1 protein-coding gene is annotated in these 25,795 nt (G+C 38.8%); it reads right to left on the bottom strand.

Annotated elements, in window-relative coordinates; genetic code table 11:
- Positions 1-133 precede the first annotated feature (133 nt).
- Positions 134-25,729: a DUF4347 domain-containing protein gene (locus BMF77_RS27105; protein ID WP_168204493.1), complete on the bottom strand. Its 25,596-nt coding sequence runs from the start codon at positions 25,727-25,729 to the stop codon at positions 134-136.
- Positions 25,730-25,795: the final 66 nt, after the last annotated feature.

Below are 25,795 nucleotides of genomic sequence, written 5' to 3'. Positions count from 1 at the left end.
ATTGGAGAAGTAATTTTGAAAAGCTTATCCAGTAATCGTTTCAGCCTTAGCGTAACTTTCTGTACCGTTGCTCATTTCACCCCGTTATTAGACATTAGTAATCCTCAAACATACAGGTAACAAGCAAACAGGCTTAACCTAAACCAAGCGTTTTTTCCTTAAACTTTTTGGTGTCATTAATACCAGTTCCAGCATTAACTAGATCAATGCCGTCGCCGTAGTAAATAAAATCATCGCCTGAACCAGTGGTGATCCTGTCATTACCAGAGCCAGTGGTAACTTCATTATTACCGTTGCCAGCATTAATAGTGTTATCACCATCCCCGCCATCAATAGTATCATTACCAGCCCCGGCAATGATGTTATCACGTCCACTACCAGCAGTAATTGTGTTGTTACCTTCACCTGCTCTGATGATATTATTACCTTCACCTGCTCTGATAATATCATTACCGGCCCCGGCAATAATATAATCAATACCATCGCCACCAGTAATATCATTATCTCCATCACCGGCATTAATAAAGTTGTAGCCATCTCCAGCCACAATCACATCATTACCAGTGCCAGAGGTGATTCTGTCATCACCAGTACCAGTGGTAATATCATTATCTCCATTGCCGGCATAAATGTAGTTTTTGCCATCTCCAGCTACAATCACATCATTACCAGTACCAGAGGTAATGTTATCATTACCTGCACCAGTGGTAATTTTATTGAGCCCATCACCGGCATTAATAAAGTTGTCACCATCTCCAGCATTGATGATGTCATCACCTGAGCCTGTGGTGATGGTATCTTTGCCACTACCAGTTGTAACTGTATTATTTCCTGTGCCAGCATTGATGAAATTATTACCATCTCCGCCATCAATGATGTCATCACCAGTGCCAGTGTGAATAGTATCTTTTCCTGTACCACCAGTAATTTGATTGAGTCCATCACCGGCATTAATAATATTGTCGCCATCTCCAGCATTGATGATGTCATCACCTGTGCTGCTTGTAATGTTGTCATCACCACTACCAGTCGTAACTGTATTATTTCCTGTGCCAGCATTGATGAAATTATTACCATCTCCGCCATCAATGATGTCATCACCTGCACCACTGGTGATGTTGTCATTACCACTACCAGTTGTAACTGTATTGTTACCTTCACCTGCTCTAATGACATTATCGCCTTCTCCACCGTAAATGGTGTCATTCCCAGATCCACTGGTAATGGTGTCTTTATTGCTGCCACCGTAAATTGTGTTATTACCTTCGCCGGCATTAATGACGTTAATCCCTTCACCACCGTAAATTACGTCATCACCTGCACCTGTGTTGATATTATCATTGCCTTCGCCACCGTAAATGGTGTCATTACCATTGCCAGTAATCGTAATGATATCAATGCCATTTCCTCCATCCATCATGGTGTTACCACCTGTGGAGTGCATGAAATCGTTGCCGTCTCCACCATATATACTGTCGTCAGCATCTAAACCGTATAGTTTGTCATCTCCTCCTAGTCCTGAGAGAATATTCGCTCCATTATCTCCTCTAAGGATGTCATTATATTCCGAACCTTCTAGGTTTTCCACAGAGGTGAAGCGATCGCCTAAAGCATCCCCCTCTGTGCCATTACCATTACCCAAGTCAGCAGCTACCCTAGTCGTTGAAGTATAGTAAGAAACCGTATCAATACCTTCTCCACCATCTATTTGGTCGGTAATGATATTACCTACACCCAGACCACCTACGAGGAAGTCATCGCCACTGTCACCGTAGAGTTGATCGTTATCATCTTCACCATAGAGTTCATCGTTGCCATCGCCACCAGAGATAATGTCCTGACCACTGCCACCATAAATCCGGTTAGCAACTGCATCACCACTCAAGGTATCGTCAAAGGCAGTACCAATTAAGTCTTCAATACTGGTGAGGCTGTCGGTATCGCCAAAGCCATCGGTGGCGGTTGGGGCGCTGAGGTCAACGATAACCGCATTGGGGTCACGGCGGTAGCTGAGGGCATCTCGTCCTTCGTTCCCTTCTAAACTGTCATTGCCAACGCTACTGATGAAGACATCGTTGCCTTTCAGCCCAAAGAGTTTGTTATCACCATCATCGCCGATTAAGACATCAGCATAATCTGAACCGATGGCATTTTCTAAATCAATTAAGATATCAACACCACCAAAACCATCTTGTCCTTCCCCTGCATTAATAGCAAATGTGGGTTCAAGATCACTCTCGACAAATTGGTGATGGAGGAAGACGCTTTTATGAAGGAAACCTCCTAGATTTGCAAAATCTTGATTCCTATCAAGATTAACTACCACATTATCAGGAGAATTATCGTAGGTAACAGTGTCTGTGCCGCTTTCTCCATCTATAATATCGTCTCCAGCATCACCACGCAGGGTATCATCCCCTTGACCAGCGAGAATAATATCATCCCCCTCATTACCTGAAATATTATCTGCACCGCCACCATTAGTGTTTTCAGTATCAATGGAGGTGAATATGAATGGATTAATTGCCTGATTTAGTGGCAGTAAAGTAGCATCAATCTCACCTTCAATCCTGCCATTATCACCAAATATGAGGTCATTATCTTTACCTCCAAAAACTGTATCATCACCTGTTCCCGCAATCACAATATCATTACCTGAACCTGCTGTGATCACATCGTTTCCACCTATTGTTGGTTCAATTGATTTAATTAATATAATTGAAGATGTATCATCATCATTGACAACATAATGAACTAAACCATTATCACCAATCACTATGTCATTATTTCCATTGCTGTTTATTGTGTCATTACCTGTACCACCTATGACTACATCATCTCCATCTCCTGTAGTTATTTGGTCATCGCCACCATATTCAGGATCTGTGCTTTCGATGGATGTTAATATGCCATCGGTAAATTGAGCTTTTCCGTTATCTCCAAGGATAATATCGGCTTCACTACCAGAGGTGATGGTATCTGCTCCACTTCCGCCGATAAGTACGTTGAATCCATCTCCTGCTGTGATAATATCATCGCCACCACTTTCAGGGGCAATAGATACTACGGTTTGGAGATTGCCATTGATATCGAAACTTGCTGTACCTTCATCACCAAAGATAATGTCGGGTTTGGCATCGCCACCAGCGGTAATGGTGTCTTGATTTGCTCCACCAAAGATGATATCTCCACCTTCTCCACCTTCAATTCTATCCATGCCACCTTCGCTAAAATCACTGGTGATAACACTGATAGGCGTACCGCTTTCTTGGAAGGTAATAGCACCGTTATCTCCTAAGATGATGTCGTTTCCATTATCCCCAGTAGATAAGACTTGATCTGCTCCACTGCCAGCGATGATTATATCATCGCCATCTCCGGCGGTGATTTTGTCATTGTCGCCATACTCAGGATCTGTGCTTTCGATGGATGTTAATATGCCATCGGTAAATTTAGCTTTTCCGTTATCTCCAAGGATAATATCAGCTTCACTACCGGCGGTGATGGTATCTGCTCCACTTCCACCTACAAGTACGTTGGGTCTATCTCCTGCTGTAATAATATCATCGCCACCACTTTCCGGTGAACTGGTTTCGATCGCAATTAATTCACCATCAAGATTAAAGTTAGCTGTGCCATGATCTCCAATGATAATATCTGATTCCTCATCATCCCCTGTTTTGAGAATGTCACCACCGACACCTCCAAGGATGATGTCTTTCCCTGTACCTGCTGCAATGTAATCACGTTCTCCATCCTGAGAATCTATGGATTGGACTTGACGTAGGACGCGATCGCCATTAATGACTGCAAATATGGCAAAACCATCATCGCCAAGCATGACATCATCACCATTATCATTGCCTATGGTTTCCCCTGTGGTGCGATCTATGTCAATATAATCAATTCCTGCACCCCCTAGAATGACATCATTACCATCTCCAGCCTGAATGTCATCGTTGCCTCCTCCGCCATTGGTGGCAGTAATAACTTCTAGTAAAATTCCCGCTTCGTTAAAGGTGGCAGAACCGCGATCGCCTACAACTATATCATTTCCTGTTCCTGCATCTATCGAGTCTCCCCCTAGATTACCGATGATCAGATCATCTTCCTCATTACCAAAGAGAGTATCGTTCAAATCACTACCATAGATAGAATCTTTGCCTTCTTGACCATGTATTGTCACTGCAATAGGTGATTGAGAGGCATCTATAACATCATTATCTAATTCTCCGTAAATTGTTAGAGATGCTAAAGGATTGACACCGAAGGATTTGATTCTTATGTCATCATCACCGGAACGAGCATACAGCTTTGTATGATCCTCTCCATGTAAAGCATTAATGGTAATGTTATCAGCCCCAGAACTTGTAATGATATCTAAGCCATTGCTAAAATTGCCATTAGTCGCTACATAGTTGATGTTGCCCACTGCCATGCCAGTTAGTTGCACATAATTACCATTGTATTGTTGAACAATGGTATCTCCAGTTAAATCAACTTCATCACTAATAAGTAACTGATTATCACCAGTGCCAGCATCTATATAGAGATTACCGTTTATATCTTCTAAATCCCCCGATAAAGATTGTATGTCAATGGCTGGGGATAGATCCGTCACATTGGCTGTAGAGGAAACATAAATGCGATCACTACCAGAACTAAGATTAATATGGGTTTCCGGGGTAGTGGATTGAATGTTGAAGATATCATCTCCTGCACCCAGGTCTATATTAACTTGGTCTAAATTGACGAAATTAACCGTGCTTTCTAAGTTTAAGCCTGACAAAGCTTCCACTGGACGCAATTTTTGTACAGGGTCTTTTCCTCCATGTAAAACAGGTTCATTACCTTGATAAGTTAAAGTATTTCCATTTGCTTCAGTTAATGGTAATCCGTTTTCTCCTAAGATAATTTCTCCTGCTTTATGGAAAACAGGTTCGCCAGTTATGGGATCAATAACTGGAGTTCCAGGTGTGTGATAAACAATCTTTCCTTCAGTGTCCAACTGATTGACCAATTCTAATGCTGGTGCTAAAGTTCCAACTTGATTTCTGTTATCACCAAAGTGCTGAATATTTAAGACATCATTACCAGCAATATATTCGGTAATTAACTCTTTCTGAGCGAAATTAAGAGGAACAACTCTGGTTACTACTTGTTCTACAATGGCTGGAGGATCTAAGGGTTCTCCTGTTAATGGATCAACAGTGAGAGTAATTTCTTCTTTAACAACTTCACCTGTTATTGGATCAACTTGTGCCACCTTGACTTTAGCGATTCCTGCTTCCACAAATACTAAATCTGAAGTAGTAACTATCGCATTATCAATAGGAACAGGGATAGATTGCTCTCGGCGATGTTCATCACCATTAAAGGTTAATTTATCGTTAATGTCAGCGAGGCTATAGTTATCGTTAGAAACATTAACCGTGTCATCTCCGGCTCCTCCTAAGATACGAGTTTCACCAGAAAGTTTTTTCACATCAACTTGATCGTTACCTTCACCTAAAACTAAGGATGTTATTCCTTGATGAGTATCTTCGATAGTGAAGGTATCACTGAGTGTACCTAAACGAATTTCAATATCTTCAAAGTTTTCATAGGTAACTCCATTAATTCCTAAATTTAATCCTTTGAGTTTGCCAAGAATATTGTTATTATCATTGGGGTCAATTTCAGAAGTTAAAAATCCAGGTGTTGCTGCTCCTAACTCGTTATGAACAACCACATTATCATAGAAGGATTTGCCAAGACTATCTACAGATTCTCCACCGTCAATAATTAAATTGCCTTTAATATCATGGAGTGTGAACACTGCATCTAATTTGAAAGCAAAGGCTGGTTCATCATAAACAATAGGTGCAGGAGCAATGGTTTTCCGTATTGTTTTGGTTACAGTTTTAGTTAGAGTTTGGGCTGGAGGATCAAAAGTTACTTCTGCGTAGAGACGAATAGAAGCTAAACGAATCTTAAAGAAGCCTAAATTAAGGACTATATCTTGTTTGACGATATTAGTGTTGATAATAGAACCGCCATACTGTGCTTCCAAGGCACTTTCATTATTTAAAGCAGCTAAAGAAACAATTTGGGTAAATGGATCAGGATCAACAGTGTAATCTATTGTTTCAGTAATTAACTCTTCAATAGTAGTACCAGGAGATTGAACAGTAGTTGAGGGAGGATCAAAGATTAATATAGGATGATCTCCTCCTAGATGAACGGTATCATTACCAGACCCACCGCGAACAATGGTTTCAATATTTTCTTTGGTGGACAGGATATAGATTTGGTCATCTCCACCTCCACCGTTAATTTCTATTCGTTCAACATCAGCATCAAAGGTGACAATGCGACCCGCACCTGCAACAAAAGTATCAGTAATAACTAGGACATCTCCAATGGGAGTTCCGTTTATGACAATGGTATCAAAACCATCACCACCACTAATTTCAACAGGAGCATTTTGTAGGTAGGAATAGCGGTCTGAACCCCGACCACCTGTAATTATTGCTTGGTTGAGAGGGTCTGCTGTTCCATTGTCGTTTTCATCCCTGAGTACCAGGAAAGTATTGATGAAGAAGGTATCATCATCATTGTCGCCATTGAGGAAAAGTTTAGCAGAGTTATGATTGACTTCAAAGTTATCATTCCCATCTCCACCGTTGATAGTTAATGGTGCAGAGTTACCTCTGGTCATGTTTTCTGTGTCTGCAATAGGAACTCCATTTGGATATTCAGGAGTGAGGTTATCGGTGTCGAGAATAGTAGGAACAGTGCCGATAATAATATTATCGTTACCTATTCCCATATTGATTTCGGTAATAACTGCTGTGTCATCAACTAAAATTTCATCTTTTCCACCTAAACTATTGACTTGAAGGAAGTCCTGTTGACGATAATTAACTTGTTCCCTTGTACTAGAAATACTACCAATATAGACAACACCAGCAGTGATATCGGTGGTTTTATTTCCACCATCAAGGATGATGCGATCGCTGTTTTCTGTAGTGTTAATAATTAGTTGGTTATTACCGCCAGAATTTGTATTACCAGAATCTTCAATTTCTACAAATATTCCGGTATTTAATCCCAAGTTGAGAGTCACAATGTCATCATCTAAACCACCATCCCAGGTGACAATGGCATTCTCCCCAGCATTATCTCCATTGCCGTCAAAGAGGGTAAATTCATCGCTACCAGATCCAGCTAATAGATTCAGTAATCCTTGGACTGTTTCTACTTTGATATCTTCATTACCACCATTACCATAAATATTGGTGGTTGCATCAGCAGTACCATTCACGGTGAAGGTATCACTACCACTACCTAATTTGATGTTAATGGTTTCAAATTTGGTATAGCCAATACTACCCAGCATTCCCAGGTTGCTTAAGGAAGTCTCAGATAAATAACCAACTCGGCCAATGGTATCTCCAGAATTATAAATATTCAGTACATCGCTAAACTCTGTATCCAAATCAGCGAATAAACCTAGATTTGCCTGAATACCTTGAATTGTTTGATTATTGTCTCCAACATTAATAGTGTCAGATCCATCATTAAGGTTAATATTGGTTTTTCCAGAAATGGTTTTGACGTTAACAGTATCATCCCCAAAGTTAGTAAAGATATTAGTGGTGGAATTGGATGATGTGCTGTCAATATTGAAGGTATCATTACCCTGACCTAAACTAATATTGAAGGCTTCCACGGTGTTGTAAACAATACTGCCACCCATTCCTAAACCAGTTAACGTTTGGTTAGTTAAAGTACCTAACTCATTATCTAAATCGAGGAAGTCCACCACATTGAGGATATCATTCACTCCATTACCGTTAATGGTGAGGGTTGCGTTGATATCTTCTAAGAGAAGCTCATCGTTATAGACATCAATGATATCGCTACCACTACCAGTGTTAATGGTGGTATTACCTGCTATTGCTTTAACAATAACATTATCTTTGCCATCGCTGGGATTATTACCTGTGTTAAGAGTTACTGTGCCATCAATAGTATTTGCAATGGTAAAATTACCCGTCCCACTACCTAAAGTGATATTAATATCATCCAAATTATTAAAGCTAACTTTGTCTTCGGCAGCTAAACCTAAACCCACCAAGTCAACATCAGTAAGAGTGCCAATATCTCCACTGCTATTATTACTATTGTTGATAATTAGGCGATCATTTGCACCTGCACCAACAGAAACAGTATCAACATCAATTACTGTTACATCTAAATCCTCAACTGACCTTGTATCATATACGCCAATTTTAACTTGAATGGTTTGGATACCAGGTTCTTGAGTGAGTGAGTTAATCTTATTACCATTCTTGTCTAATTGTGTTCCATGCTGGGCAGTAGTTTGACCATCTTTGTACTGAATTTCCCCATTGACGGTAACTATATTATTATTTTCATCCCGTCGCTCGTTACCTAGTCCGTCAAAGACTGCTGCATTGCTGTAGAAGTATTCACTATTGGTAATTGAGATAGATGATGGAGTAATTCCTCGTTCTTTTTGGGCTTGGGTGCGAACGGTTTCAAAGTAACTGCTCAATTCTGACTGTTTAAAGTCGATAGCTTTGGTTTTTACCTGTCCATTATTTTCAATTTTAGCTACATCTAGTAATTTACCGTTACCTGTAGAGGTTTCATATCGGTGGCTATCTGCTTGGAAATCAATGCTACCGTTAATGTCAGCAAGGGTATGGCTATTATCTCCTACAGTAACTACATCACTACCAGCACCACCCAGAATGTTGACATCACCATCAGTAGCTATGATATTTACGATATCATCTCCACCGCCAAGGACAACATCTGTCGTGCCATCTATTGTTCCTTCTACAGTCAGGGTATCTACTCCACTTGATAGCCGCAGATCCATGTTTTCAATGTTCTGGATTTCTACGCCATAGATATCCTGACTCACATTTTGTGCTTGACCAAAGCCTCGAAGGGTGGTGCGAGAATCAATGATAATATCATCGCTGGTCAGTCCATTATCTCCATAAACAGTATTGGTGACAGCTTCACGATCAACATGACTATTGGTAGTAATAACTTCAATAGTTTGGATATCTGCCTGATTAGTACGTTGAACATTAAGAATGGTATCACCACTATCTACCCGAATAGTTGCAGTGAATAGAGCATTAGCTAAAATTTGATTGCGGAAATTAGCTGCGATCGCTGCAATGTCTTCAGTACCGGCACTATTGTAGGTAAAGGTAACTCCATCAACCTTAATTGTCCAGACATCACCATTCTGAATATCTCCTTCCAGGATAATGTCGTAACCAGAAAGTTCATCATTAGCTTCGGTAGATCCTGCTTTAAATAAAGCTCGTCCCTGAATATCCTTACGTTGGATATCATAGAGAGTTCCCAAATGACCTTCTTTAACGGTGCCGTTTTCATTGTGTACCACCAATTTATCTTGGTTGGTTTGATTGTTCCTATCTACTGAGTTACCACCATCTATGGTTAGTTTGCCTGCAAATTGGTTGAGATCATCGCCACGCTCAAGCTTGACCCAATAGGGATTAGGATCTACCCATTGGGGAGTAGGAGTATTCGCAATGTATTTTTTATAGCGATAATCTGCATAGGCGATGTAGTTGAATTTAGGTAGAGTGTATTCAACACTAGTACCTATTTTAGCTTTCTTATGGTCGTTCCATGCCCTGCTATCCCATTCTAGGAAAGTATGATTTAGGCTAGTAACATTAATATTGTTGATTACACTATTCTGGGCAGAATCACCACCTACAAAGTAGGTGTAATCTATTTCATCATCCTTAGGATCATAGTAACCAGGTACATCATTTATGGACTGAATATGTCTTACCTCATTACCCTCAAAGTAATTCAAAGTGAGATTTTCATAAGGAGATAGCACATCCCGTTTGATGGTGTAATTAGTATATGGGTTGGAATAGCTATACCAGGCAGTATTACCCTCTATCCTGGGTTCATAAAGATCAACCCAGGTATTGAAGTTTAATGGACCCCGGTTAGTGGTGGGTTGGCTATAAAGTCGGTATATTTTAGTTAAATCTTGAGTTAATACTGGATCAGGCTCAAACAGATATTCTGGAGGATCAAGGAAGATAGCCGGATGTTCACCACCCATGTGAATTTCATCATCCCCAGAACCACCCCGAATAATAGTTTCTAGCCCCGCAGCCGTACTCATCACATATATCTGATCATTTCCCCCCGCCCCATTCAACTCCAGTCGTTCAATACCTTCAAAGGTGACGTAACGACCAGCGCCAGCGAGGAAGTTTTTAGTAACAACAAAGATATCTCCTATGGCTGTACCGTTAATTACTAGGGTATCTGTACCAGGACCACCATCAATAATGACATTAGCATTTTGGAGATATTCAAAAGCATCACTGATATCTTGCTCCTCATCCACTTCTAGTGCATAGGAATTAACCCCTTCACCACCATCAATACCTAGAGTTTCTTGCTCATCAAGATCATCAGTTTTTTCAATGAGGAAGGTGTTAAGTACAAAGTAATCATCTCCTGTTTCACCATATAGCCAAAGAACAGCTTGGTTATGGTTTACCTCGAAGTAATCTCCACCGCTACCACCATAAATAGTGGTCACTGTAGATACTCCAGGGGTGAGAGTGTCTAAATTCACTACTGGAATAGAAGCATCAATCTTACTAAGTTTTTCTTCAACTGTACCTACCTGAACACTATCTGCTCCAGAACCGAGATCAATGAAGGTGCGAACTCTGTTGTCATCTAGGCGTAGCGTATCTTTTCCGGCGAGGGTATTAAGGTATAAAGCCTCCATCGAGGAGTCATAATAAATGGTGTCAGTGCTATTACCAATGGCTTGAATCCTTGCATCTTCATTGGAGGTTTTAGGATTAACTACATCCAAGACAAAATTATCAGCATTGACTGAACCATTAACAATCAGGTGATCTAACCCTTCATCACCCCCGCTATCTCTGATAGTGATATCAGATCCAGTGCTACCACTACCGTCCATATAGATTACATAGGCTTCTGGGTCGGTATCATTACCAATGCTACTAACATTATCGAGGAAGGCTTTACCACTCCAATTATTGACTCCAAGAATATTACTTCCTACTTTAATGCTGCCATCATCATCCCCAACAATAAGAGTATTTTGGTTAACTCCTCCGCTAATCTCTGCATTTTCAAAGATAGCCTGTAAAGATTCTACTTCAGCACCAACTTTATATTCTCCATAAGGATTGTTAGAATTATCTGCTAGATCCCCAACTACTAAGTAATTGTCGAATAGCGAAATATCTCGGAAACCTGACTCATTACGAGTTTCAATCAGGGTGTCATTACCGCTTATATCGGTAAATAAATCTACACCAGCACCTCCAGTAACGGTATCATCACCAGCACCAGAGTCAATATTATCAATGTAGCGAGAACCGATGACGCGATCATCACCTGCGCCAGTAACAATGTTTAGCTGTTTGAGGAGATCAATTTCAACTAAATGTGCATCTACAATATCTGCATTATCTCCAGTATTAATAGTTAATTGATCTTGACCCTGACGAGAATTAATGAGGGTTATATTAATACCGTCCTGTTGGTCAATTTCAATGATATCTGTCTTTAGGGTCTCGTCAGACTTAGTTTCTAGATTAAATTCATCCGTTCCTGCACTACCGTAAACATAAAGATGATCCGCAGAAATATCTAAATCGTAAACAGGAGTGATAAATACATCTGTTTTTCCTTCTATTGGTTTGGTAATCTTTTCTCCTAAGTTGTCAGGATCATCTACTACCTCATATTGTTGGGATTCTACTCGTTGAGATTGTTGTATTTGACGAGTTTGAACTGCTTTGAGTTCACTGATTCCAGTGAAGGTAACTACATTAGTAATTCCTCCTTCTACATCCTGTACAGAATAATCAACACCACCAATAGTAACAGTGGTTAAAGTGGGGTCTCCATTATCTTCATAGAGATAGTTAAGATTAGATTCATTTAGATCCTCAAACTTGGTGACATCCACTCGGTAGAAGTCTTCGATAACACCTTCGTTCTCTCCCAGGGATGCAGAAGCATCAAATACCTGATTAACTGTTTTCAACTCAAAGGTGTTTGTGACTGAGTTGCGGGTTTCCATCGCTACCACATCACCGGAACTAAGATCCCCATCAGGTAGTCCACCTTGAATATCCTGAACTTTTACTGTCACCCCATCCACAATTTTATCCACCAGGCTAGGACTACCATCATCATTAAATAAATGGGTGGGACTACCTAAAGCATACTGATAGAATGATTGGCTTGTTTGTTGATTGGGTTCAAAGTCATCGGTAGTGGAGAATATAGTTTGATTACGAACTTCATCTGGATCTGGATTAGTGGTATTTGTTGGTGCATCAAGGATAGGAGTAACTAGCTGGATATCTTTTCTTGCTTGGGTTGTCAAGGGAGTAGTATCAAGAACTTCCCTGTTACCCATATCCACATCTATATCTTGAATGGTAGTACCACTGAGATCGTAAATACTGACTACATCTGAGCCTTCTCCAGCTACCAGGTTAATACTCTCTATGCTCTTGAGAAGATAAGTGCTACTAGCTGAGATGACATCTACTTTAACATCACTACCCTGGGCAGTCATATTAATTGCATCATTTACAACCCCTTCGGATATGTAACTAAAGGTGTCGGTATCTAACCCTCCATCAATAAAGTTATCATTGCCGTCTCCGGTAGTCCATTCAATGGTGTCATTACCTGCACCACCTTCAATGCTGTCGCTACCTGCACCACCTATCAAGTAATCTCGACCTGCACCACCTTTGATTGTATCTGCACCTAACTCACCTTCAATTAAGTCGTTGTCATCCCCACCTTCAATGCTGTCATTACCAGCACCACCTCGAATTAGGTCATCCCCTGCGCCACCTTTGATAGTATCGGCAGCATCACTACCTTGAATAATATCATCTCCACTACCACCATCAATGGTTCTGGTTTTATCAGCGAAGGTGCTGCTAATGGAAATATTATCTGCTTCTGCGCCCCCCTCTATTCCTACATTGGCATTAGCAAAACCACCAAGGGAAATGTTATCTTTGCCAGATCCGCCTTGAACTACGATGGTGTTGGCGATTACGTCGGCGGTATCACCAATCATAATCCAATCATTACCACTGCCACCATCTACAGTAATGTTGTTGCTCTTAACCCCATCAATAATGATGTTGTCATCACCACCACTACCATTAATGTTAATGTCAATTGATTTATCGCCGAGATTAGTAATCTTATAAATATCATTAGCATTAGAGCCTACCGCATAAATGCTATTAACCTCGTTGAGTGAGAAATATTCCTTCGTTCCATTGGCTCGAACTTCAATGGTCTCTCCCGCAGCCCAAATCACACTATCTTGACTGTTTTTAATGTCACTAGTTAGTAAGGAAACTTCATAATTAAGAGCTTGATTACTAGGTTGGCTACTTTGTCCTTCAGGTACGTAGCTTAGCACTAGCTGATCATTTTGTAAATAAGCAATATCTGGAATTGCTGGCGGTGGACAACTATGGTTAAAGGAGGCCAGAACTACATCAACAAAACGCTCTCTGGCCTCAAAAAGCGTAATATTTATACCAAAGAATCTGATTCCTACCCAGAAAAATGCTTCCAGGAAGGCACTAATTTCTCCACTAACATCAAACAGACACAGAGGGTCTTGTTCAATCCGGGCTTTAATTTCATCAATACGGAATTTACCATCGGTTTGACCTTGAGAGTCTGGAATATCATTGAGATTAAAGTTAACATTAGCCTCTATACCACCGTTGACACCAGCTTCTATTAGACCACCAATACCTATGGAAGCACCTGCAAATATACCAGCCGTAAACTCTAATTCTTTTTTGTCTTCAGCATCAGCTATACCACCTACAGTATCTTCAACATAAAAACCTTCTAAGATGCGATCTATCTCACTGAGTTTAAATTCCTCTTCAACTGCCCAAGCTCTAATACCGCTGGTATCAAAACCAAAGCTAAAGTCAGTTTTTGCGGTAATCTTACCACCAATGACAGCGTTTAATCCAGGGAAAACAGGGAAAGATTGACTATATCTAAAGTCTAATACCAAGTCTGGCATATCGTAGCGGAAGATTGTCGCATCTTTCCCCATCATTACCCCTAGCAGGGAGGCGGGGTTAGTCAATATAGGTAACTCAATAGAGCCTTTGGTTGTTCCTATTTGTTTCACCACACCAGAAGACTTTGTACCAGAAGTTGCTTGCTTATTATCTGGTGCTTGTTTACCTGCTACATCTTCTTCCGTGATTTTATAATTAGAATCTTGAAGTAATGTATTGCCTAAAGTAAAGTCGCCAAAATCTATTGTTATACTGTCCCCTTGGGCATCATCTACCAATTTGATAAATTCTCCAAAGGTTTGAATGGCTTTAATTGATTTTTCTACAGCACTAAATTGTGTAGGAGTAAGCATTAAACGCCCCCAGTCAAGGAGACTAATTTTGGCAATGCCTAAGTCAATGGGAGTCGTAATGAAGTCAAGAATACCAACTACTGGATCTATGAAGGGGGCAATGGTGTTGGCAATTGGGCCAACAATGTTAGTGAGGAGTTTGCCTAAATCTAGTTTTACGTCTTCAAATACTACAATCGGAGAACCACCAAAGGTAGTGTTGGAATTAGTATCGGTGCTGGCGTTGGCAAATACTTGGTCGTAGCGGAGGATGGTACTAATTTCTGGTAAAGCTGCACTATCTGGTACATTTACTTTTAAAGCTAAATCTATATCTGCCTCTGCTATAAGTGTTCCTACTAAGGTTTCTCGAATATTCCTCAGAGCAGTATCAAATTCACCAAAGGTAAGTTTGCCATCATCATTGTTGGGGTCGCGTAGGTCTATGCCTAACTTCCCGTAGAAGCCACTGTTACGGTTGTCATTGTCTAACGCCGAACCCGCATCTATTTCATCCACACTTACCTCAAGGAATCCGAGAATAGCAGATGCGCCAAAGTCATCGGACAGTGTTGCCTCTAAGCGAATTGCTAGTTCTTCTCCTGTGTCTAAAGCTCCCGTGGTGTCTACATAGAATCCATTTGTGGTGTTAAACCCAAACCCTAATTCAAAGTCAAATAATAGATCAATATTAATAGTTGAGCCTTCATCTATCTTTAGTCCCAAGCCGGGAACAGAGGCATCAAAGTTAATGGGGAGATCAAAGCTACCCAGGATACCGCTTATAGGGAGATTAAATTGGATGGAGTCATTATTCAGAAATAGTGGTATGTCCAGAGCGGTAATTTTCTGATCATCATTAATATCAGTTAGGGTCAGGTATTCACCCAATTTACTACCAAAGATTGCATCCTGAATAATTTCAATGGTAGTTTTACTGTCCTGCTTAATAGCTGCTTTATCACCATAGGTTTTGAAGGTAATTTCCCAGGGACTAGTTCCATTGCCAGTGACGCTAATATCTCCTACTCCATTAATACCCTCAAGAGCAGCTTCAATGTCAGCAGCACTGGCATTATGAACAATTAAATCTGTAGATATACCATTAAAGGATAGTTGGAATGAACCCGCTACTTGATTAGTAAATATTTTTTGTACTTCGTAAACAGATTCTGTGCCTTCGGTAATGGTTTCAATGGTTAATTTGGGAGATTGTAGCTGACGACGGAAATTAGAAGGAGCAGCTTCTGTACCTAATAAATCTTTCTTAATCTCCTGGAAGAAGGTGATATTTTCGCCTAATTTGTCACCAATAAGTGGAATAGGAACATTAGCAGCAGCTTTTACCCCTGCATCAAAGGTATCAAACATCCCCTCTAGAGCAAGGATAATATTATCTGGATCATTGAGGAAGGTAAACAGTTGGGAAGCGGATACTAAGTTAGGAACTTTGAATTCTAGATTGGTTAGTCCCCCATTTTCAAAGTTTGCATCTAGATGAAGTACATTATCAGCAATGCCGTCTAGATCCTGATCATCTGTAGTTCCCCCCATAGGAATATTTTCGGTGGGGAAGTAGAGGGGAAGGTCAATATTGGCATAACCATCTACATATAAATCCATGTTAGATGAGTTAAGCTCACTGAGTAGATAACGACCTGTACTACTTTCTGCTAGACGTAAATTGCCAACCAGATCAATATCTGCTGTTCCATCTTTAACCCAGAAGCCAAGGGGAATTGTTTTGCCACCTAGTCCTACATCTAAAGAAGCATTAAAGTCCAGAGGTTGAATAGTTTTTAGTTCGAGATCAAAGTCAAAGCGAGTATCATCGTGAACATAGAGCTTAGGATTGAGAACATCACTGAGATCAAAGTCTAAACCTAAGTTAAGTGAACCGGAAGCATCAATATAAACTTCACCTGCTGCACCTGCATCAAAACCGAGATCACCTGCTTTCTCAATAATATTTTTAACTTCATCAGGTACACCGTCAAGGGTTGCTAAATCCTCTAAGCTCAGGGAAAATTCTTGTTGACCTTCAAAATCAATGCCTTCAATGTTGAGTTCAAAGGTGAGGGTGGAGTTACGATAGCCTAGACCAATGATTTTAATAGCATCAAATTCCGCTAGGGTGTTGCGATCTGCTTTGTGTTGATTGAAGATAATTTCATGATCCCTTTCTGCTAAGGAGATATATATAGCTTCAACACTTGTGTCTTCACTAATACCTAATTCAGCAAGATTCTGTTCTGCTTCTGCAACGCTGATGTTACTGTTTTTTAGGAAACTCTGATCATTTTGTAGTTTTGTGAGTTGGCTTTGATCTATAAAGGTGATTTTAATGGTTTTATCTGTAGATTTTCCATTTAGTCCTAAGTTTGCTAACCTGTTGGACGCTTCTTTGATTTCTGTAGGAGCATTTTGAACAGTATTGAGAGCTTGTTTTGCTTTATTAATATCTTCAGTCTTATCAAGAGCCGTTTTGATAGCTATCTCGGTGGAGTTTGCGTCTAAACCTCTAGCTTGGAGGAAATTACGGGCAAAAGATTTTTCATAAGTTCCAGCACTAGAATTATTAAGAATATTAATTGATTCTTTCGCTAAAGCAATTTCATCGCTATTATCCAATACTTGCTCAATATCTGCTATGCTGGCATTAGCATCCAAACCGATTTGATTTAATTGCCTTAAAGCATCAATATAACCAGAATTTTCAGCAACTAAATTGCGATCGCTAATTAAGGAATTTATTTGTTCTTGATCACTGGTATTAGATAGAGTATTAACTAGCTCATCATAACTAGAATCTTTAGTGGCACCAAAGCTTTCTAAATTGTTATTTGCTTCTAAAACTTGTAAATCTTTTAACAAGTCTTTAACAAGCGCAGAATCCACCAAAGCCTGAGCAATGTCAGCATCACTAGAATATCCATCTAATTCAAAGGAAAGACTGGTTAAATTATTAAAGGCTGTTTGTAATTCTTCTTTACTACCACCTAGCTCTAAATCCAATCCCAGTTGTTGAACAATAGCAAAGTTCAGATCTCTTTCTAAGGTTTGAATATTACTGAGATTATCTTGAACAGTATTAATTGCCCCTTTCAATCCTTCAATAAAGCTAATTGAACCTGAACCAAGAATATCCACCATACTTTTATCAATAATGGGGATATTTTTATAGGCAATACCATTTGGTTGTACTAACTGATCTAAAACATTTTCAATACCATCTAATAAAGTATCAAGGGAGACAGCTTCAATTTCAAATATTTCATTGAGATTAAGACTAGTGACACTATTAGCAATTTGGCTGAAGAAACTACTGAAACTGTCTTCTTTGCTAACGGAAGCACGGATTACCCCTGGCTCATCTTGAAGTCCAGCTAATGCACCTTGTAGCACAATGGGCAAATTAACTTCAAAACTAGCATCTCCATCCAAAATAGGTGATCCAATTAGGCTTCCAGTAGGGTCATCATCAAGAGCATTAAAGGTTAATTTACCCTCAGTACCTAAGCTGATAAAAGCATTTAGTTTGAGAGTACCATCATCTATTCCCACGCCTAAAGGACCAAGATTTAAAGATATATCAAAAGGATCTCCGTGATCTACGCTAAGATGTCCAATCAGGGTGGGAGCATAAACAAAGAAATCATCATTTTGATCTAAACCAAAGTTAAATTGTAAATCCAAGCCACCAGAGAAAATGAAAGGCTCTGATTGATTGATTTCTAAGGGGAGATTTAAACCTAAATTACCTAAAATATTGCTGGAAAATTCCAAATTAACTTCTTTACTGAAGCTAGTGAGATTAATGGTAGTTTGAAACTCCCTTGGGTTACTGGTCAGGGGTTGGCTAATCTCATCTAATGCTGCAATATCCGCATTAGTAACTTCTTCTCCTATGGGCTTACTATCAAAGACGTTATCAACTAGATAGGTTACTTGTTCGTTTATTTTATTGGTAATTGATTCCCCTGTTAATGCCCATAAATCTGACAGGGATTTATCTAAAGATAGGAAGGGAATTTCAGGTATGTCTGCGGTAATTGCTTCAACTTTAGCACTAAAGTTACTAGACCAATTTGCAAATTTAGTTAAACCATCTGATAGTTTTTCTTGATCGCTTTTTTCAGTTTCCAGTGTTCCCAAGGTGGAAGTAGTAGGAATGGGAGTGCCTGGTTGCCATTCAGGGATCTCAAAACGTATTCCCACTCCTAATTGGTCTTGCATTAACTGATTAGTATCACTGTTATGGGAAAGTCCCAAAACATGACCAATTTCGTGCATGACGGTGCTGAGTAGGTCAATTCCTTGAACTGCGGAGGGATCTGTTGCTTGCCACAGACCATCATTCCAGATAAATTCATTATTATCTGTGGGAGTAGAATCTATAAACCAACCACGTCCTGCGGCATCAATATCTATGAAGATTTTGTTACTGCTAACGGTTTGAGCAAGGGTAGCACCGGGTAAGTCAGTGATTTCGTAGGTGACATTGGTAATATCAATGGAACTAGAATTCGCTAAAGAAGAAGTTAACCAACGATTTTGTGCTTCTTGGACGATGGAATTTAATTGAGAGTTAGTGAGGGGTGTGACATCAGCCAAGGAAGTTGTGTTGGTTTCCGCAGTAAGATTACTTGCATCTACACTACGGGTGAATGGGAGTATGAAACCTGATGACCAGCCCTGAGAAGTTACAATATCTTCTGTCTTTTGGTCAAATTGAAAATCACCAAAAGCAAAAACTGTATTTGAACCCTTAGTAATCCTTAAGCCCCAACTTTCTTGATGAATATCATTAGCACTGATACCTCCCGTAACACCGCTGAAATCAAGAATATTTCGTTCACCTTCGACTATGGAATCAATAATAATATCCTGACCCCAATTATCATAGAAGTAATAGGTATTAGCTTCATTTTTATCCCCAATAATTAAATCATTACCAGAGCTACCTGCAATATTTTCGATGCTAACAAGTGTTGTTTTATCTAAATCCTGATTATTATTAGCAATTTCTGCCCAATCATCATTGTTTTCTTGGAGAGGCAATAATGGTGTTTGCAGTGAATCTATTCTTTGTTTAGCCCTGCTCCAAAGGTCATTGATAATTTGTTGATTACCTTGCAAAGCAATATCTTGGGATAGATCAATAATAGTTGGGACTGATGTACCATCGAAACTAAAAGTATCAGGTTCATCTCCTGCTCCACCTCTTCCATCAATAGTGTCACTACCCCCATTACCAACGAAAACTTCACCTGTGGAATCACTACCATAAAGCGTATCATCTCCTGATGTGCCAATAATTTTACTGATTAAGATTACAGCAGTATCTTCAGAGAAGAAATCGACAATATCCTTCCCATTAAAATTGATCAAATTATCAGGTAATAAATCTAAAAGAGAGGTGAGGTTAAAGAAACGATTTCCTAAGATTCCTTCAGCACGTCCTAAGGGATATGTATCCAGAATTTCTATACCTTTTAAATTACCAAAGAAGCTACCAAAGGCATTTTCTCCAAAAATCAATTCTGGTGGTGTTACTTCATATCCTGCTTTTAAATCAGCTTCTATGCCTGGCTTATAATAGTCACTATAGTCAATCGTTACCTGCCCTCCTGAACCCGCACCAAGAGTTCCCTGTAATTGTGCCTCACCATGTAAATAAACGGTATTAAGACCTCTACCCCCACTAATATTTTCAATGTCCATAGCGGCGATATAACCACCGGAACCCAAAATTGGATTTCCCAAGATACCATCAGAAAACACTTTCTGAACATCAGAGACTAAATCACCGGAAAAATCAAAATCAGAAGGTGTAACTAAAACAAAATTATCCCAGCCTATACCAACATCCCAATCAGCATCTGGGATTTCAGCACCCAATAAATTAGCAACTTCACGAATAGTATTAGCAGTAAGTCCTATTCCATCATATACATGAATATAGAGATCACTCGTAACATTCGATAAATCAAGGGTGTCGAAAAACTCAGGTACTAAACTGGAATTGCTATTACTTCCAACTATATCGGGCGTCTCTAAAATTAATGCACCACCCCATTTGTCAGAAAATTCATATGTATCACTTCCAGTGGCACCATATAAAAGATGCAATCCTATATCTCCCCAGAGAATATCTGCCGCTATGTCTTTGAAAGCATCTGCCCACTCACCTTTTCTATAACCGCTATTGTAGAGTGGACTTAGAATAGCAGAAGTTACTTGAGTACCAACAGAAAAAGTATTACTACCCCATGTTTTATCTAACCAGTTTTCTCCTGGTTCCGATCTTATTCCAGTTCCTCTAAGAAAATTCAGACCTTTGCCATAGGTAATATTTTGGATGTATTTAACATTGTCATTAGGTAACCCATCTAAAGATAGACTTCTGCTACCCCAATCAAATACTTGAGCAGAAATATTTGGATCTGGTGTAATACCTAAACCATTAAAACCAAGGTTGACATAATTTGGCGATAATAATTCTTTGACAAAATCTTTAATGACAGTGCTTGTTCTAGTTGGAGAGCGTCCTGAAATATCAAGGGTATTAATAACTTGCTGTGGTAATATAGCGGTAAAATCAGCACTTGACAAAGCATCTAAGGCATCTAAAGCGCCAGTGATTCCATCAGCCAAGAATGGTCTGAAACCTTGACCTCCATACAACTCTCCTTCGTAAATAACATCCTCTTCAAGGACAAAAGTATTTTCGTTTCTACCACCATAAATAACAGTCTTAAGATTAACATTGGTGATTTTTATTTCATTAAACCCTAGATCAAATAATGTTAAACCCGCAGGACTTGCTTGTAATTCTTCTACAGGAATGAATTGACTTAAAAATGTGAATAACTGAGGTTGAAGCTGCGCTACTTTAGAAACAGTTAAGCTAACGCTACCATCATCTTCTTTTGAAAATACAAATTCTAATTTGTTGCTAACTGCTCGAAAATCTAGAACAAGTCCATGACCCCTAGCAGTCATTATTTTTGTATCAATGACTATCTCTTGTTTGCCGTTTCTGATAGCTGTGAGGAAATTATTATCTAATGTATATTTGTCATTAGTTCCCCACTTATTACCAAAAATAAAGGTATTATCAGCATTGGCCGCAACTATTTTTTCAATATGTCTGAGGGAGTCTTGCCCATCTTTGTCTCCCACGCCCACTGTCACAGAATTGGTTACATCTGCTGATAAAACTTGAATAGTAGCAGCTTTAAAAACTTCCTGACCGTTTGCATTTTTGGTTAATTGAGAGATATCATTATTATCTCGTTGAACAGTAAAAACGAGTTTACCACTACCGGGAATTAACCCATTTGTTAGAGCAACAATAAGAAAACTACTAATATCTATGGTCGCACCATTTTTATTTTTGGCTGTTTTTAACGCATTCGATATATCGTCTTTTAAATTCGTTTGTGTATTATTATCTGTTGTACTTGCTGATGCAACAGTTAGTAAATATTCTTCTGCTCCAGAGCCTCTATCAACTAATAATCTTAGGCTTAAATCTTGAAATAGTTTTTTGAAATTAATACCAGGAGTATAATCACCGTTTAAATCATTTTCTGCGGTGATAGAAACAATAGCCGCATTAATATCTGTTTTTAAAATATCTGTTTTTCCTTGGGCATATTGTCCATGAACAAAACCTAAAGTTCTTAAATGAACTTCACCTGTAGAATAATTAGTTCCTTTAAGACTATCTTGAGGTATTTCTAAGTTAAAATTACCTGTTCCAGAAATTAGGTTATTTTCACTAAAGATGTGGGTGAGTTTTTCAGTTACATTAGAGAAATCAAGAATATCTCTTTCTTTTGTTTTATTATTTCCAGTTGATTCAATAGCTGTGACAATATCATAACCCCAATTATTTTGGAAGACATAGGTATCAGTACCAGCGTCTCCCTTTATTTGATCATTTCCTTGTCCACCAATTAACAGATCATCGCCAGCGCCGCCTTGTAAAACATCATCACCAGTTCCACCATCTAATAAATCATCACCACCACCACCGTCTAAATTATCATTGCCTTCTCCTCCAAAAAGAACATCTTTCCCTTTATCGTCACCACCTTTTAGAGTGTCATTACCTGAGCCACCATCAAGATAATCATTATTATTTCCACCATCAATCTGATCATTTCCTTTATGGCCTTGAAGTAAATCGTTCCCCTCACTACCGTCTAAAGTATCATTACGATTACCACCTTCAAGGCGATCATCATTTTCACCGCCAGAGAAATTAACAGCTTGCTCAACATTTAGTGCAAATAATTGATCTTTTTCGTTACTTCCTGTAATCTTGGTAATCTTACCGTTATTTAGTGGGTCATTTTGAGGAATTCCATTCGTGTCATTATTATTAACTCCTGTTGCTGATGCGGCTAATAAATTTCCTGAAGTTAAGTTTGCTCCGTTTATTGTTAAGTTAGAAATAATATTATTAGAAGTTTTTGGTGTAATTTGGATTTTCCAAGGATCTCCTACTTTACCAGTTCCTTTAACTTCTACATTAGCAACAGTTTCTAAGTTAACACCGTTTTTGGCAGCATTATTAAGAGCATTTTTTACTGTATTATCACTTGCACCAGGGGCAATAGTTCCAGTAGTATAACCATCATAGGATAAGGTAAAATTTCCTCCTGATGCAGTTGTGAATAACTGCCACACTTTACCTGACTCAATTTGATTTAAAAATACAGCAGATGGATTTTGAGTAGGGTCAAGACTGAAATTAACTAGTTCTCCTAAGTTAAGGTTAACAGAATTTTTAAATTCACTGTAATCAAAAATATTAGTGCTATTTGTTGGATTTTTAATAATTCCTGGTAAGCTTGCATCTGCTTCAAATTTATAGGTGTTTGTTCTTTTACCACCAATTATATTTTCAACGCCTAAAACTGTTATTTGATAAGTCTTATTACTTTCCTTGTAAAAAACTACAACTTTATCTTGATTGTTTGCTTTACTGATTGTAATTGTTAAATCTTTATCAACTGCACTTAGGTCTAATACTGAATTATTAGCTAAACTACCCTGATTCCCTACAAGATCATTTAAAACAATATCACTTGCCCAAGCGCTGGCAATCTTATAAACATTATTACCTTTTCCACCAATCACTTTCTCAATATTGGGAATAGGAATAATCGTGTCTTTATCATCCCTCCCCTGAACTTGATCCCCAGTATAGTTAATTGGATTTTGGGCATTTATGGTAAAGCCTTTGACATAGAAACCATCATTATTTATAGTAAATTCAAGGTTTTGTTGATTAGTAATTTCTGAGAAATCCAGAGTATCAGTTCCTTCACCTGCATTCTCTATAACTGTATCTATGCCCCAATTATTCTCAAATTTATAAGTGTCGTTACCAAGACCACCAGTTAGGCTATCTTTATCAGCACCACCTATTAGGATATCATCATCAGCACCACCAGTTAGGCTATCATTACCCTCAAAACCAAACAGGATATCATCATCAGTTTCCAAAAAAGACCTAACTGATAAAGAATCAGGACCACCTATTAAAGTATCATTCCCATGACTACCCAACAGCACGTCATCATCAGCACCACCGTTAAAATTATAACTACTTACCAAAACACCACCATCAATCTTATCTTTTCCACTCCCTCCAGTAACTTGATTAATTTTAGTAAACCCATTGGCAATCAATAATGGAACAGTTCCAATTTTTTCACCTGTAAATTTTACATCTATATCTGCTCGACCTTGATAAATGATTTGATTAACAGAGTTAGCTACTTGATTATCTGCTCCACCTGTTAAAAGACCTTTAAGTTTTGCTCCATTTTCAAATATATAAGTGTTGTTGCGTAATCCACCTTTGATGTTATTAATATTTTCAAAAAACAATACATTATTATTGTTTTCAAATTTGACTTCAATTAAATTATTATTTTTGATAGTCAAAGTTATATTTGAGTCAACCAGGGATAAATCAAGAGTGTTTGTAGCTGTTAATCCTCCGACTAATTTCGGAATCTTATTAACTGTTAAGAACTCTTTCCCTGGTTCATTGATTTGAACTCTACTGTTGTCGGCAGAAAAATCTAATACTTTGAATGTCAAGTTCTTAGAAACAGTAGAAAAATTTACTTCTGACTTAGTTTTATTATTGCCTATAAAGTTCTGCGCCGCGCTCCCAAATATAATAGATTTTTCATCATTAAATCTGGTAACAATAAACCTAAAGGTATCAGAAAGATAAGAAAGCTTTAAGTCGGCAGTTACTTTTGAAAAATCTAGATTAGTGATTCCAGAACCTCTTTGACTACCCCACTCTTGACTATTATCGTTTGCAACGAAATCAAGAAATATATTTTGATAGCTGTTTAAAGTTAATTCATCAAACACCAAATTAGCTTCAATATTCCCAGCATTTACCTCAAAAACCCAATCTCCTCCTAGTGCGGCATTTCCCGTCAAATCATTAGAAGCAGCAATATCTGCCCCTGTCAACAGTGCTAACTGCTCAACAAAAGCCTCCCCTACAACACCAGCAGCTACATTACATCCATAAAACAAAATATCCGCATTACCACTTAAAGCACTTCCCCAGCCCATCAAATCAGACTGATACTGATCCAAAGTCTCCTGACTCAATACAGTCGAACCCAGACGCACTAATCCTTCTGCAGCATGAGCGACAATATGAACCGCATCAATTCCTTGACGTTGAGTCAGCACTTGACTAATTTGGAAAATGCCATCTTCAGCAGGATTGAGAATTACAACCTCTACACCAGAACCCACTCCGGCCAATAAAGTCTCATAATCTTCAACCGCACCATCCACAAACACAATCTCTGAAGAAACTCCTTGAGAACCGGACTCATTTGTGGAAAATCCACCCAAACCGTTAAAAATTTCAGGATTTCCAACCCCATAACCCAATAAAACTCCATGCTCACCAACTCCAGTGAGTGAATTTATATCAGTAGGATTGCTACTCAGAGGTTCAGTAAATACAAACCCATCAATTAATCCTAAAGGAGTAACTTCTAAGGTTTGAGGTATTAATAAATCATTAATAATAGGTATTTGTTCTCTTGGTAAACCCCGGTTATCTTGTTTCTGTTCAAATCCCTGTTGTAAGGGATCATTCAAGTCAACTCCGGGTATATTACTTGGGTTTAAGTTATTATCGTTGTTTAAATTAGAATTAGAAGGTTCCATATTTTTCGCTTCCTAAATAAATTTGTTAAATGATTAATGTTGTTTTATAGTTAAATGGTTAATACT

This window comes from Dolichospermum sp. UHCC 0315A, from assembly GCF_008121535.1.
Taxonomy (GTDB): domain Bacteria; phylum Cyanobacteriota; class Cyanobacteriia; order Cyanobacteriales; family Nostocaceae; genus Dolichospermum; species Dolichospermum lemmermannii.
Note: the sequence above shows the minus strand (reverse complement) of the source record. Positions and strands in the feature narration are given on the sequence as shown.